Origin of the sequence: Bacillus sp. FSL R9-9410 (assembly GCF_038050385.1) — a bacterium.
GTDB classification, from domain to species: Bacteria; Bacillota; Bacilli; order Bacillales; family Bacillaceae_G; genus Bacillus_A; species Bacillus_A cereus_U.
Genome location: NZ_JBBOTV010000001.1, coordinates 1,726,294 through 1,740,261 on the forward strand (window position 1 = coordinate 1,726,294; position 13,968 = coordinate 1,740,261).

Below are 13,968 nucleotides of genomic sequence, written 5' to 3' on the forward strand. Positions count from 1 at the left end.
GGAGTGGGATGAAATTTTCTGCGTTAGGGGATCAAGCAATTATTGTTACATTTGGTGAAGAAATTGGGATGGATATATACGAAAAAGTACAACGATTATTTCAAGCACTGAGGCGGCATCCATTTGCAGGAATGGTTGAATGCGTTCCGTCGTTTACTTCATTAGCGGTTTACTACAATTTGTACGAAGTATGGAAGCGAAATGAGAGAAGTGAAAGACCATATGATCACGTTTGCCAGTATATAAGGGAGCTGTGTGATTCATATAAAGAAGAAGTGAACCGAGATGTGAAACATATTTCTATACCAGTGTGTTACGGGGGAGAATATGGACCTGATTTAGAAGAGGTTGCGCATTATCAAGGCTTACAAGTAGAAGATGTTATTCGAATACATAGTGAAACAACATATTTCGTGTATATGTTAGGTTTTACACCAGGGTTCCCATATTTAGGCGGGTTACGAAAAGAACTAGAAACACCTAGAAAAGAAACGCCGCGGTTACAAATTGCTCCTGGTTCAGTAGGTATTGGCGGAAATCAAACAGGTATTTATCCGCTAGAAACACCAGGAGGCTGGAATATTATCGGCCGAACACCTATTTCTCTGTTTAATCCAAAAGAAGAAACACCAACATATATTCAAAGTGGTATGTATTTACGATTTATACCAATAACAAAGGAAGAGTACGTATCGCTTGAGGGGGCTAAAGAATGGATGTAGAGGTTTTGCATGCAGGAATGTTTACAACAGTCCAAGATTTAGGACGATCTCATTATCAACAATACGGTGTACCTGTTGGCGGGGCTATGGATAAAAATGCGCTCAGGATGATTAATATGTTAGTAGGCAATGAAGAGAATGAGGCTGGACTCGAAATTACAATAATGGGACCTAAATTGTTAATAAAGAAAACGACTTTGCTCGCGATTGGCGGTGCGGATATGGAACCACTATTAAATGGAGAACGTATTCCATTATGGCGTCCCATATTAGCTGAAGAAGGAAGCATGCTTTGTCTCGGGAAAGCGAAAAGCGGTTGCAGAGCATATGTGACTTTTGCGGGTGGTATAAATATTGATCGTACGATGGGAAGTAAAAGTACTTACATACGTGCTGCTCTTGGCGGTATTGAAGGGAGAATGCTGAAAAAAGGAGATTATTTTCAAATTGGTACAGGGGCAGACATTGCAAGTCGTTTCATTCAAAATTTACAAGAAGAAGAGCGTATAAAAACGAAGTGGGCAATTTGTAACAATACTTTACCAAAATATAAGAAGCAGCCTATTCTTCGCGTCATAACAGACTTTGAATATGATCAATTTACAGAAGAAAGTATAAAGTCGTTTTTTTCGAAAGAGTATAAAGTGTCCAATTATGCTGATCGCATGGGATATAGGCTTGACGGAGATGTTTTAAATAGAGTTGAAGAGATAGAAATTTTATCGAGCCCAGTTACATTCGGAACAATTCAAGTACCGAATGGTGGACAGCCTATTATATTAATGGCGGATAGACAAACGACAGGTGGTTATCCGAGAATCGGAAATGTAATTTCCGTAGATTTACCTCTTCTAGCGCAGCTGAAACCAGGAGACTATGTAACTTTTGAAAAAATAACTATGGAAGAAGCTGCACAATTATATATAGAACAGGAAACAAGTATGAGTCTATTAAAGAAATTCATCGCTTTACGAAGCTGAGATTAGGAGGAAAACATCGTGACTACAATCGATTTAAACTGTGATTTAGGAGAAAGTTTTGGAGCTTATAAAATGGGGAATGATGATGAAATTCTGCCGTTCGTTTCCTCTATAAACGTTGCTTGTGGTTTTCATGCGGGTGATCCGGTCGTTATGAGGCAAACGGTTGAAAAAGCTCTGGGGCATAACGTAGCAATAGGGGCACATCCTGGATTTCCTGATTTAATTGGATTTGGGAGAAGGAACATGCACGTTTCAGCAAGTGAAGTATACGATTATGTTTTATATCAAATTGGCGCATTAGAAGGATTTGTTAGAGCTGCCGGAGGGAAAATGCAACATGTAAAACCGCACGGTGCCTTATATAATATGGCGGCAACTGATTCGGAAATTGCGGATGCAATCGCAAAGGCAATTTATCATATTAACCCTGGGTTATTACTTTACGGATTAGCGAATAGTGAGGCATTTATAAAGGCAACAGAAAAATATAATATAATTCTCGTACAAGAGGCTTTTGCTGATCGCACGTATAAGCAGGATGGAACTTTAACGAGCCGTACAGAAGAAAATGCTCTTATAAAAAATGAAGATGAAGCAATAAAACAAGTACTTCAAATGGTGAAAGAAGGGTATGTAGAATCGGTTAATGGAGAGAAAGTAGCAGTTCAGGCGCAAACGATATGTTTACACGGGGACGGAGAGAAAGCAGTACAATTTGCGAAAAAAATATACAGAACATTCGAACTTAACGGTGTTTCTATAAGTGCACCGAAATAATAAATGAGGGGAAGTGCTGGAAATGATTAAATTAATTGGGATACTACTTGTTGCAGTTGGGTTTTTATTTAGATTAAATACACTGTTAGTAGTAATGGTTGCGGGTATTGTTACTGGTATGGTTTCTGGTTTAAGCTTTTATGATGTGATCAGCATGTTCGGCAAATTTTTCATAGAAAATAGATATATGTCTATGCCGATCATATTAACTTTACCGGTAATCGGAATTTTAGAGCGTTATGGTTTAAAAGAAAGAGCAGAAGCACTTATAACGAAATCAAAAGGAGCAACAACTGGAAGAGTATTAATGTCATATTTTACGATAAGAGAATCATCGGCAGCACTTGGACTGAATATTGGTGGGCATGCGCAAACAGTGAGACCGCTAGTTGCGCCAATGGCAGAAGGAGCTGCGCAAGGGAAATATGGTAAACTTCCTGAAAAATTGAGAGAAAAGATTAAAGCAAATGCAGCAGCTGCGGAAAACACAGCTTGGTTTTTCGGAGAGGATATTTTCATCGCAACTGGTGCCATTCTATTAATGAAAGGGTTCTTCGATTCAGTAGGTATGCATGTCGGTGTATGGGATATGGCGCTTTGGGGTATTCCAACTGCGATATCTGCACTTATTGTGAGCTGGATTAGGTTTAGAAGGTTTGATAAGTATATAGAGAAAACAATGAAGGCAGAAGAAAAACAAGAGAAGGAGGCTATATAAGATGAACATCATAACAATGGATACAATTTATTATGTATTAGGAATAATCGTTGCATTTATCGCTGTTCGTATTGCATTTGATCGTGAACATCCAAACCGATTCGGTTCTAGCTTATTTTGGGCATTGTTTGCAGTTACATTCATATTCGGAAATGTAATACCTTCGTTTTATGTAGGCTGTATTGTGCTCGCTATGGTCGTGTTAGCTTCATTAAATAAAGTAACAAAATCAGAGGAAAAAGAAGTACCAGTGCAAGAACGTGTGAAACATGCTGAGAAATTAAAGAATAAAATTTTCATGCCTGCAATATTAATACCAATCTTTACAATCATAGGTACATTAACGTTAGGAAAAATAAAATGGGGAAATGTCGCACTTGTTGATCCAGATAAAGTAACATTAGTTGCATTAGCGTTAGGAGCATTACTCGCATTCGTTGCGGCGATGCGTATTACAAAAGCGAAAATAACAACGCCTGTTCAAGAAGGAAGTAGGTTATTACAAGCTGTTGGTTGGGCAGTTATTTTACCACAAATGTTAGCAGCACTTGGCGGTATTTTCGCGAAGTCTGGCGTTGGACAAGTTGTTTCTGATTTAGTCGGACAAGTGTTACCGACAGAGTATCCATTCGTTGCTGTTATGGCGTATTGTTTAGGAATGATGCTATTTACAGTCGTAATGGGGAATGCATTCGCCGCGTTTGCAGTAATCACTGGCGGAATTGGCTTACCTCTAATCGTGCAAATGCACGGAGGGAATCCAGCTATTATGGCAGCACTCGGTATGTTTGCTGGATATTGCGGAACGCTGCTTACTCCAATGGCGGCAAACTTTAATATCGTACCTGCGATGCTTTTAGAATTGAAAGATAAGAATGCTGTCATTAAGGCGCAAGTACCAATTGCTCTGTCCATTTTCATTATAAATATGTTTATAATGTACGGCCTTGTATATCGTTTCTAATGAGGAGAGTGAAACTATGAAAACAGTATTAGTAACAGGATTTGATCCGTTCGGCGGAGAAAGCATCAACCCAGCTTGGGAAGTCGCAAAAAGTTTACATGAAAAAACCATCGGAGAGTACAAGATTATTAGTAAACAAGTTCCAACCGTATTTCATAAATCAATAAGAGTATTAAAAGAGTATATAGAAGAGTTGTCACCTGAAATTATTATATGTATTGGACAAGCTGGGGGCAGACCAGATATTACGATAGAGCGTGTAGCAATTAATATTGATGACGCAAGAATTGCTGATAATGAAGGAAATCAGCCGGTAGATATGCCGGTTGTAGAAGAAGGACCTATTGCGTATTGGTCTACACTTCCGATGAAAGCAATCGTGAAAAAACTTCGTGAAGAAGGTATACCGTCATCCGTTTCACAAACGGCAGGTACATTCGTTTGTAATCATTTATTCTATGGTCTCATGCACGAACTAGAGAAACATGATAAGAAAATAAAAGGTGGATTTGTTCATATTCCGTTCTTACCAGAGCAAGCGAGCAATTATCCAGGTCAACCGAGTATGTCACTTTCTACGATTAGTAAAGGAATAGAATTGGCAATTGAGGTAACGATGGAAGTGGAAGTAGATATTGTTGAATGCGGGGGTGCGACGCATTAAGTAAAAAGCATGTTAATTAAAGAGGGCTGATGCAGCCCTCTTTGTGTGTTTGTATTTTGTAATTGAAGATGCAGTATAGAATATAAAGGGAAAGGTTGCAATGGGAGTATTCTAACAAATATGGAATTGTTCCAAATAAAAGGAAAATTTTTAAATAGTTTCTTAATGATGTAGAATTTTCGTCTATAGGAATGGATAAAAAGTTAAGTTCTGATAAACTCAAAGACATACAAAATAATGATTTTAAAATGGTGTGATAAAAAATATCACACCATTTTTATGTAAAACAAACAGAGTGAATTTTTGCCATTAGTAAAGTATAACTGGGTAAGAGATAATCATCAGAATTGTTAATTGTACTATGATTTTTCAAAACTGATAAATTTAAATATAAGTACGGTAAGAATGCAATATTTATCTAACTTTTACAAAAAAGAGTAACCCGTTTGGCTACTCTTCACTTAGAAACTTGTATTTGTTCATTTCAATAAGAGACCGTTATTGAAGTCCCTTCATGAAATTTTGGATTTTTGGTGATAATGTAAACAGCAGGATGCTAACTAAAATGGAGATAGCACCAATAACACCAAAGTAAATTGCTTCTGTTGCAGGATTATACAGTTTAACAACTTGGGCATTTATTGCTTGCGCAGACGCAGTTGATAAGAACCATAAGCTCATGGTTTGCGAAGAGAAAGCAGCTGGAGCCAGCTTCGTCGTTATTGATAACCCTGAAGGAGATAAACAAACTTCTCCAATTACAATTAAAAAGAAGCTAAGGACTAACCACATAGGATTCACTAAAGAGTGAGTACCGTTGATTAAAGCCGGAATAATCATAACTAAGAATGATAAACCTGCAAATAGCAATCCAATAGCGAATTTTTTTGCCGTTGAAGGCTGCTTCTTTCCTAACTTTATCCAAACCCATGCAAAAATCGGGGCAAGCGTTACGATAAAGATTGGACTTAATGATTGGAACCAAGCGGAATGCAATGTAATTCCATTGAACTGTAATTGAGTTCGTTGATCCGCGTATGTCGCTAAGATAATAGCACCTTGTTCTTGTATAGACCAAAATATTGTAGCTGCAATAAAGAGTGGTATATACGCAAGAAGACGAGATTGCTCTAATTTTGTTGTTTTAGGACTACGATACATATAAATGAAATAATAGGCTGGAATAACAATCCCTAAGATACTAATCAGGAATGTAAAACGATTTATAGTTAACAACCCAGTTGGAATTGTAACCACACCTAGCAATGTTAATACAACCAGACCAACACTGAAATACTTAATAGTCTTTTTTCTTTCCGAATCTGATAATGGATTAGGTACTTGCGTACCGACTAGACCAAGGTTTTTCTGTTTTGTTCCAACAAATACCCCTAACCCAATTGCCATACCAATTGCCGCAACTCCAAAACCAAGGTGGAAATTATATTGCTGACCTAATGTTCCGACAACTAAAGGTGCAAGTAAGGCACCTAAGTTAATACCCATGTAGAATATACTGAACCCTGAGTCGCGACGCGCATCTGTTTCACTGTATAAACTTCCTACGATGTTCGATATGTTAGGCTTTAACAACCCTGTTCCTAGAACTAAGAAGACCATAGAGATAAATAACGCACTTTTACTACCCGGTAAAGCTAAAATAAGATGGCCAATCATAATTAAAACGCCACCAAAGAATACGGTTTTACTTGGACCAAATAAACGATCCGATATCCATCCACCGATAATACTAGACATGAACAGTAAGGAACCGTAAATTGCCATTATCGAGGTTGCGGTAGATTGATCAATTCCTAATCCACCTTTTGCGACCGAATAGTACATATAATACAGTAAAATAGCTCTCATTCCGTAATGAGAAAACCTTTCCCAAAACTCAGTGAAGAATAAAGAGAATAATCCTTTTGGATGCCCAAAAAATCCTGTTTGAGGAATACTTTGAACAAGTTCGTTTTTTTCTTTCATAATGTTAATATTACCCCTTATTAATTTTTGATATTATACAAGTATAACTTAAGGGGTTCCCAGTAGTCCATAACTATCTAAGCCCATCGATGAAGAAAAGCAGCCTTCTGGCTGCTTTCTAAATGATAACTTTATTTTAATGGAACAGTAGTTATCTTTGAAACTTTAATTACACCCAAAAAAGTTGGAGGTTAATTCATGCAATGAAGTAAGTAAAATGAATTGTACAACACCTACTGTAAACAACTGGTATAATAAGTATAGGAATATACATAGAGGTGATTTTTGTGCAATATGAGGAAGTACGTTCGATATTAGAAAAAGCAAAGAAAATTACAGTGTTAACAGGTGCTGGTGCAAGCACGGAAAGTGGTATCCCAGATTTTCGTTCAGCAAATGGATTATATGCTGATGCGAATGTAGAGATGTATTTGTCGAGAGGCTATTATAATAGAAATCCGAAAGAGTTTTGGAAGCATTATAAAGAAATCTTTCAAATTAATACGTTTCATCAATATAAACCGAATCATGGGCATCGCTTTTTAGCGGAGCTAGAAGAACAAGGAAAAGACATAACGATTTTAACGCAAAATATTGATGGTTTGCATCAAGTAGGTGGTAGTAAACATGTAATTGATTTACATGGAACACTTCAAACAGCGCATTGTCCGAAGTGTAAAACGGGGTATGATTTACACTATATGATCGATCATGAAGTGCCGCGTTGTGAAAAATGTAATTTTATACTAAATCCAGATGTTGTTTTATACGGAGATACACTGCCGCAATACCAAAATGCGATTAAACGTTTATATGAAACAGATGTGCTTATCGTAATGGGAACGTCACTCAAAGTACAGCCTGTCGCTTCATTCCCGGAAATCGCAAAGAGGGAAGTAGGCGCAACAACAATTTTAGTAAATGCAGAATTAACGGGACAAGAATATAATTTTGATTTTGTTTTTCAAAACAAGATTGGCGAATTTGCCAAAGGGTTAGCTTCGATTAAATAAGTTTTTGTTTTCGTAAAGAAACTGAGGTGAATGATGTCCACCTCAGTTTTTTTGTATGAATTATATTCATGTTATTGCTTATCAAGGGGAATGGTAATAAATAGGGTGTAAAATACAAAAACTGAAAATTAAATCTTTTATTTCTTTTGTAATTAATATAAAATTCTATATATAGCATATAAATAAATTTAATACATAATGATTTTTGCGTAGAAATGTTAATAGAATGAAGCGAGGGAGCAAAATGAGACAGAAGAAGGAGAAGCAGAAACAGTCGAAAAAGAAAAAGACTCATATTCCGTTTCGGTTAAATGTACTATTTTTTATCGTTTTTCTTTTATTTTCAGCTATTATTATTCAATTAGGTAAAGTACAAATCATTGACGGAGAAACGTATCGAAATGAAGTGAATAAAAAGGAAGATGTAACGGTGAGTACTCCAGTTCCGAGAGGGAAGATGTTTGACCGGGAAGGGAAAGTTATTGTAAATAATAAACCGTTACGAACTGTTACATATACGAAGATGAAAGGAGTGGACTCAAAAGAGGTTTTAATAGTGGCAAGAAATTTAGCAAAGCTAATTGAAATGCCGCAAGAAGATATGGACAAGTTAACAGAGACAGATAAAAAAGATTTTTGGATGCAGTTAAATGAAAAACGCGCAGCAACAAAAGTAACGAAAGAAGATGAGAGTAAATTTAGGAAGCAGGAAATAGAAGGGAAAGACTTAGATAAGAAAGTAGAAGAGTTGAGACGAGAAAGAATTACACAAGAAGAATTAAACGAGCTTTCGAAAGAGGATATAGAAGTACTAGCAATTAAAAGCAAAATGAATGCGGGATATAAAATGACGCCACAAATCGTCAAAAAAGATGTAAGTCAAAATGAATATGCAGTAGTGAGTGAAAGATTATCGATCTTGCCAGGCGTAGATACGACTGTGGATTGGGAGCGAGAATATCCAAATGATAAAATACTACGTTCTGTACTTGGTAGTGTTTCTACTGAGAATGAGGGATTACCAAGGGAGCAATTAGACTATTATTTAGTACGAGATTATAACAGAAATGATCGTATTGGTAAGAGTTACATCGAAAAACAATACGAAGATATGTTACATGGAACGAAAGAACAGTCTAAAAATATTACGGATAAAGCTGGAAATATTATTCGAACTGAAAAAGTGACAAAGGGAAAAAGTGGAAATAATTTAATGTTAACAGTTGATATGGATTTACAGAAGAAAGTGGAGGAAAGTCTTGAAAGGAATTTAAGGGCATTTCATTCTTCTGAACCGATGATGGATCGTGCATTCGTCGTTATGATGAATCCGAAAAATGGTCAAATTCTATCATTAGCAGGAAAAAAAATTGTAAATAAAGACGGCGGAATGCAAATAGAAGACTATGCATTAGGAACGATGATAAGCTCTTATGAGTTAGGATCGACGGTGAAAGGAGCTACGTTGTTAAGTGGATATCAAACAGAAGCGATTAAGCCATATACGCATTTTTTCGATGCACCAATGTACTTTAAAGGAAGTTCGAAGCCGAAGAAATCGTGGAAAGACTTTGGAGATATTGATGATTTAAGAGCTTTACAAGTTTCATCCAATGTCTACATGTTTAATACGGCGTTAAAGATTGCGGGGATTGATTATGTACCAAATAATCCGCTAGATATTAAACAAGAAGCGTTTAATAAAATGCGCTATTACTTTAGACAATTTGGTTTAGGTGTACCAACTGGTATTGACCTGCCAAATGAATCGATTGGTCAAATGGGTAGAACTGATAATATACCTGGTTTTTTACTTGATTATGCGATTGGACAATATGATACATATACGCCGCTGCAACTTGCGCAATATATGTCAACGATTGCAAATGGTGGTTACCGAATGAAACCACAAATTGTACAAGAAATTAGAGAGCAACCAAATAGACCAGAGGAAGTCGGAAAAGTCATTCACTCGATGGAACCAGTCGTGTTAAATCGAGTGGATATGGATCTGTCCTATATAAATCATGTGAAAGAAGGATTTAGAAGAGTTTTCCAGGAGGTTGATGGGACAGGTACTGGAACTTTTAAAGGATTACCTTATAAACCGGCTGGAAAAACAGGAACAGCAGAAACAGTGTACGGTGGAGAAAGTGATATTGGAAGAGATGAAAACAACTATCGAAAAAAATGTTATAATTTAACTCTCGCCGGGTATGCGCCATATGATGCTGATCCGGAAGTTGCTTTTTCTGTTGTTGTGCCATGGGTAAATAATGATAAATCAGGTATTAATTCTGCAATTGGTAAAGAAATTTTGGATGCATATTTTGATTTAAAAACGCAGAGATCGGGTGTAAGTCCAGTCCCAGTAACACAATAGCCGAGTAAGGCACAGTAAAAAATTCAAATTGTAGTATATCACTGCGCGAATGAACAGGTGCAGTGATATATTTTTGAGTTAAAAAGTGTTTTGATAAGGTGGGAATGGATATGAAAGAGGAGATTAAGAGAGGTTGGGGAAAGTACATACTATTTATATTTGTCCTAGTAGTAACGTACCAGTCTTTCACTTTATGTAAAGTGGAAGGAAAATCAATGCAGCCAACTTTACAGGAAGAAGACTACGTATTTGTAAATAAAGCTGCGGTACATTTTTCTAGCTTACAGCACGGAGAAATCGTCATTATTAAGGAAGAGGATGAGTCGAAATATTATGTGAAACGCGTAATAGGACTTCCTGGTGACGTAATTAACATAACGAATGGAACTGTATACGTAAATGACAAAAAGCAAGAGGAACCTTATATAAATAAAGATTTATATAATAATACACAAGTGTTTTACAACTTTCAGAAGACAAAGATTCCGCCAAATAAGTTATTTGTAATGGGAGACAACCGTGAACATAGTAAGGATAGTCGAAATGGTTTAGGTTATATTGAAGAAGATAACGTTATTGGCAAGGTGGAATTTATATATTATCCTTTTTCGAAAATGAAAATACTAGACTAGTTTAGTATTTTTATTTTATTTTCCTCAAAAAACAATCAATGAATTAGATGGACCTTTTAACCTACAGGTGCTCCTATAAAGAGGATGATAATTAACGCTTTTATAGTAAGTTAACGGTTAGGAAATAGAAAGGATATGATGATATGTATAAGTACACAATATGCTTCATTAGAAAAGGGGATAACATACTTCTAGTAAATAGAAACAAAAAGCCAACAATTTAGATCATATATTTACGTATGAAAATCGGAATATTATTGAGTACACAACTGCTGTTTTGAAAGAAGATGATACGAAAAAACGATATGAAAAACATCTCATTTCTCAATAGGATAAGACGCGTTAAAATACTAAGAAAAAGCCAAATTCCAATAAAGAATTTGGCTTTTTTACAAGGAATGCTAATTCAAGTTTTACTCTACAGAATTCGCTTTTATAATAAAGCGGTGTTGCTTCACATCGAAATATCCTTTTTGCAAGATGATTTCATGTATGCGATACAATTCCTCGTTATAGCTTTCTACTGTAAAATCAGGAATTTGCCATGGAATTGCTTGTAAGTAATAGACAACAGCACCGACATCATAAAAACGCTGAAGAGGGAACTCTTCCTTCGCCTCTAAAATAGTAAATCCATTCTCCTTTAGTTCATTACATGCCGTTTTGAGTGACCAACTTGAAAAATCGCTATTCAGCGGTGTGCCCAACTGCTCATTAAGATCAGCACAATCAAGACCACCGACTTGTTGTGTAAGAAATGTTCCATTGGTGGAAAGAATTCTTTTCACTTCAGAAGCAGAATAGGAATCATGTTGATTCACAATTAAATCAAACTGACCATCTTGAAATGGTAAAGGAGTATCATCGGTCACTTCTACGACTATAACCCCTAAAGGTTCTAATTTCTTGCGTGCAATTGGTACATTCGGCGCGTAGCCTTCAGTCGCATAAATAGTTGGCGGGAACGGTTGTAACATAGATAAAAACTCTCCGCCGCCAGTCCCCATATCTAGCATTGATTTTGCACGTTGCATAAGCTGGAAAGCAGTGCTACCGTACGACCATGATAAAGGCTCGCTATTCATACGGCCAGTTTCTGAAATGAAAGAAAAATCCCAGCCGCTAAAATTTGTCTTTGCACTTTCTAATAGTGCTGAAAATAATGGATCACGTTTCATATTATGTCCTCCTATTTCGTTAATGAATGATATAGTAAGAAAAGAGAAATGGAGGACCTCTTATTAAAATGAAGCGGTTTTACGTTTCGTGTTCGAATAGATTCATATAAATTGGCTCCTTGCGAGAATGATTATTTATATATTCGGGATAATCGGGTGGAAATCCTTTGAACTTATAAGGGAAGGCAGTTGTTTAATGAAAAATTGGATGAAGTTTACAGACAAAGAGAGCGACCAAATATGGGATAGGGTATATAGTGATTTTGAGTTTTCGCCAAGTATTTCTATATTCCCATCATTTAAGGTGCCAAGTCCTTTTGTGACATATGATATTTCCCATTACTTTGGAGAATCGGTAGATTTAAATGTATATGACGATTTGGAAGAAAAAGCATTACTAGTTTTTAAAGAGAATACGGTATCGAATGAATATATAATGGCACTTGATTGGCAACATGAATGTTACTGGGTAAATCCACATTTAAAGTTCGATAGAAATGAATTTGATGAGTGGACAATCCCGATTTTTCCAAATGGAGATTATTATTTCTTTATTCAGAAGGAATTTAAGTGGGGTTATTTAGGGCATCCGTGGGAGAAGAGTATAACGATATTTGGAAAAGAATTAATAGATGCTTTTGATCAACATAAACCGGAAATGTTTCATAAGATTTTAAGACAAGGTTAATGTTTTAAAGAGAAAAAACGTTTATATTTCCAAATGAAGTATAAACGTTTTTATTATTAGCTGTTTTCATATAGAGTGTTGATTTCTTTATAAATACTTAAAAACAAAAATCTTTTGGTAAAGTGCCATTTTTTATCATCGTTCTTAATCCATGTTTCATAATCCAAGGGTTAACAGGATGCTGTTTATCGAGTAATTGTTGCAACCATTGAAAAACGAGTTCGTTATCTTCTTTCGTAATATCATTAATATGATTGGATACGGATTTTTGAACATACTTAGAAGGGTCATTCATTAATGGCTCAAGAAGCTTTAAATTATTTCTGAAGTCACCTTTCAGAGCTCCTATTTTTTTTGCCCAAGGAAGTCTTGGTCTAGTACCTTCTGAAACTAATCTCCTGATGTGGCTGTTTTCGTCACGTAACCACTGTTGCAATATATCCAAGGTTTCTTCATGGTATTTTTCAAGATAAGGACGAATGGCATATTCAGCAGTATTTCTTTTTGTTATTTCATACATTGCGTTGAATGAGGAGTCAAAATCGTTAAGCCCATATTTTTCAACGTATTTTGCGATAGGCATGTACATATATCCGTTTGTAAATGTGCCTACTTCTGTTGTGTTTTCTGGTCCTAATGTTTTCAGTAATATATGTATTGCTTCATTAAAATCTTTTTGTAATGCATTGTGTAATTCATCTGCTATTACTTCGACACGTTGCTTTAACTCTAAATTTTCAACTTTATATGTTACGGAATCTACAAATTTTTTTTTAGAGAAATTAGGAACGTGTTTAGAAATAGAATCAGCCATTTTTTCTGCTAATTCTTCGTTGAATAAAAATTTTAATGGAACGTATTTGCCCATTTCTTCACCTCATTGGTCAGATAAAAACAATTGTTATTTTTTTATCGACAATCCATATACCAACGTCTCACTCGGAGTCGTAATACTAAAACCAGTCGTCTTATAATCAAGTTTTAACGTACCACCAGTGTAGTCTTTCGTGAATGAGTCCATTTGTACAATAAGCTGTTCATCTTCATATACAACATCATCCGCATTATATGTATCCCAAATTAAATCAACATCAACGAAAATGCTACAAGAGTTTGTCATTGTACCTCTAATGCGAATGATCTTTTTGTCTTCACGTTCTAGTCTATGTATAGCTGCTATTGCTTCATCAGTAATACGAATGTTCATGTAATCCCAACCTTTAGTTATATTTCCTCTATTATTGCAAAAACAGTGGCAAT

At 35.8% G+C, this 13,968-nt stretch carries 14 protein-coding genes and 1 pseudogene; 11 read left to right on the plus strand and 4 right to left on the minus strand.

From position 1 onward, the window contains the following. Nucleotides 1-8 precede the first annotated feature (8 nt). From pxpB to pcp, 6 genes are read left to right on the plus strand one after another with little or no spacing between them, the layout of a single operon-like run. Nucleotides 9-722, plus strand: a complete 714-nt coding sequence (gene pxpB / locus MKX77_RS09090) for a 5-oxoprolinase subunit PxpB (protein WP_215553515.1) — start codon at nucleotides 9-11, stop codon at nucleotides 720-722. Then, nucleotides 713-1,702, plus strand: coding sequence for a 5-oxoprolinase subunit C family protein (locus tag MKX77_RS09095; RefSeq protein WP_341306385.1), 990 nt, complete (start codon nucleotides 713-715; stop codon nucleotides 1,700-1,702). The genes pxpB and MKX77_RS09095 overlap by 10 nt, the downstream gene beginning before the upstream one ends. Before the next feature lie 18 nt (nucleotides 1,703-1,720). Beyond that, a complete protein-coding gene (pxpA, locus tag MKX77_RS09100; protein ID WP_341306386.1) occupies nucleotides 1,721-2,482 on the plus strand; it encodes a 5-oxoprolinase subunit PxpA in 762 nt (253 codons plus the stop codon). A gap of 22 nt (nucleotides 2,483-2,504) precedes the next feature. Continuing rightward, nucleotides 2,505-3,200 (plus strand): DUF969 domain-containing protein, encoded by a 696-nt coding sequence (locus MKX77_RS09105; RefSeq protein ID WP_000593391.1) that lies wholly within the window; start codon nucleotides 2,505-2,507, stop codon nucleotides 3,198-3,200. Between the two features lies 1 nt (nucleotide 3,201). After that, a complete protein-coding gene (locus tag MKX77_RS09110; protein ID WP_002165514.1) occupies nucleotides 3,202-4,164 on the plus strand; it encodes a DUF979 domain-containing protein in 963 nt (320 codons plus the stop codon). A gap of 16 nt (nucleotides 4,165-4,180) precedes the next feature. After that, a complete protein-coding gene (gene pcp, locus MKX77_RS09115) occupies nucleotides 4,181-4,828 on the plus strand; it encodes a pyroglutamyl-peptidase I (protein ID WP_341306387.1) in 648 nt (215 codons plus the stop codon). A 498-nt stretch (nucleotides 4,829-5,326) separates the two neighbouring features. Here pcp and MKX77_RS09120 read toward each other — a convergent pair whose 3' ends face one another. Beyond that, nucleotides 5,327-6,814 carry a peptide MFS transporter gene (locus MKX77_RS09120; RefSeq protein ID WP_341306388.1) on the minus strand — a complete coding sequence of 496 codons (1,488 nt, stop codon included), beginning with the start codon at nucleotides 6,812-6,814 and terminating at the stop codon, nucleotides 5,327-5,329. Between the two features lie 287 nt (nucleotides 6,815-7,101). Here MKX77_RS09120 and MKX77_RS09125 point away from each other — a divergent pair, with 287 nt between their 5' ends. From MKX77_RS09125 to MKX77_RS30645, 4 genes and pseudogenes are all read left to right on the plus strand, one after another. Beyond that, the gene (locus MKX77_RS09125; protein ID WP_341306389.1) at nucleotides 7,102-7,827 is read left to right on the plus strand and encodes an NAD-dependent protein deacylase; all 726 of its coding nucleotides are present in this window, start codon (nucleotides 7,102-7,104) and stop codon (nucleotides 7,825-7,827) included. Nucleotides 7,828-8,053: 226 nt separating this feature from the next. Beyond that, nucleotides 8,054-10,210, plus strand: coding sequence for a peptidoglycan D,D-transpeptidase FtsI family protein (locus tag MKX77_RS09130; protein ID WP_341306390.1), 2,157 nt, complete (start codon nucleotides 8,054-8,056; stop codon nucleotides 10,208-10,210). Nucleotides 10,211-10,320: 110 nt separating this feature from the next. After that, nucleotides 10,321-10,842: a signal peptidase I gene (lepB, locus tag MKX77_RS09135; protein ID WP_070146696.1), complete on the plus strand. Its 522-nt coding sequence runs from the start codon at nucleotides 10,321-10,323 to the stop codon at nucleotides 10,840-10,842. 214 nt (nucleotides 10,843-11,056) lie between these two features. Next, nucleotides 11,057-11,173: pseudogene (locus MKX77_RS30645) on the plus strand (NUDIX hydrolase); the annotation flags it as partial. Between the two features lie 82 nt (nucleotides 11,174-11,255). On the opposite strand, the gene MKX77_RS09145 reads toward MKX77_RS30645, so the two are convergent. Continuing rightward, nucleotides 11,256-12,020: a class I SAM-dependent methyltransferase gene (locus tag MKX77_RS09145; RefSeq protein WP_341306391.1), complete on the minus strand. Its 765-nt coding sequence runs from the start codon at nucleotides 12,018-12,020 to the stop codon at nucleotides 11,256-11,258. Between the two features lie 196 nt (nucleotides 12,021-12,216). On the opposite strand from MKX77_RS09145, the gene MKX77_RS09150 reads away from it, so the two are divergent. Then, nucleotides 12,217-12,708: a DUF2716 domain-containing protein gene (locus MKX77_RS09150; protein WP_341306392.1), complete on the plus strand. Its 492-nt coding sequence runs from the start codon at nucleotides 12,217-12,219 to the stop codon at nucleotides 12,706-12,708. 97 nt (nucleotides 12,709-12,805) lie between these two features. Here the strand turns inward: MKX77_RS09150 and MKX77_RS09155 are convergent, their stop codons facing one another. After that, entirely contained in the window at nucleotides 12,806-13,576 is a 771-nt protein-coding gene (locus MKX77_RS09155; protein ID WP_341306393.1) for a DNA alkylation repair protein, read from the minus strand. Between the two features lie 33 nt (nucleotides 13,577-13,609). Then, nucleotides 13,610-13,915, minus strand: a complete 306-nt coding sequence (locus MKX77_RS09160; protein WP_341306394.1) for an iron-sulfur cluster biosynthesis family protein — start codon at nucleotides 13,913-13,915, stop codon at nucleotides 13,610-13,612. Between the last annotated feature and the right edge of the window lie 53 nt (nucleotides 13,916-13,968).

Coding starts and splice junctions, on each gene's coding strand:
- MKX77_RS09105 (WP_000593391.1), top strand. CDS start 2,505: ATGATTAAATTAATTGGGATACTACTTGTTGCAGTTGGGTTTTTATTT.
- MKX77_RS09160 (WP_341306394.1), bottom strand. CDS start 13,915: ATGAACATTCGTATTACTGATGAAGCAATAGCAGCTATACATAGACTA.
- MKX77_RS09145 (WP_341306391.1), bottom strand. CDS start 12,020: ATGAAACGTGATCCATTATTTTCAGCACTATTAGAAAGTGCAAAGACA.
- MKX77_RS09110 (WP_002165514.1), top strand. CDS start 3,202: ATGAACATCATAACAATGGATACAATTTATTATGTATTAGGAATAATC.
- MKX77_RS09120 (WP_341306388.1), bottom strand. CDS start 6,814: ATGAAAGAAAAAAACGAACTTGTTCAAAGTATTCCTCAAACAGGATTT.
- MKX77_RS09130 (WP_341306390.1), top strand. CDS start 8,054: ATGAAGCGAGGGAGCAAAATGAGACAGAAGAAGGAGAAGCAGAAACAG.
- MKX77_RS09095 (WP_341306385.1), top strand. CDS start 713: ATGGATGTAGAGGTTTTGCATGCAGGAATGTTTACAACAGTCCAAGAT.
- pxpB (WP_215553515.1), top strand. CDS start 9: ATGAAATTTTCTGCGTTAGGGGATCAAGCAATTATTGTTACATTTGGT.
- MKX77_RS09150 (WP_341306392.1), top strand. CDS start 12,217: ATGAAAAATTGGATGAAGTTTACAGACAAAGAGAGCGACCAAATATGG.
- lepB (WP_070146696.1), top strand. CDS start 10,321: ATGAAAGAGGAGATTAAGAGAGGTTGGGGAAAGTACATACTATTTATA.
- pcp (WP_341306387.1), top strand. CDS start 4,181: ATGAAAACAGTATTAGTAACAGGATTTGATCCGTTCGGCGGAGAAAGC.
- MKX77_RS09155 (WP_341306393.1), bottom strand. CDS start 13,576: ATGGGCAAATACGTTCCATTAAAATTTTTATTCAACGAAGAATTAGCA.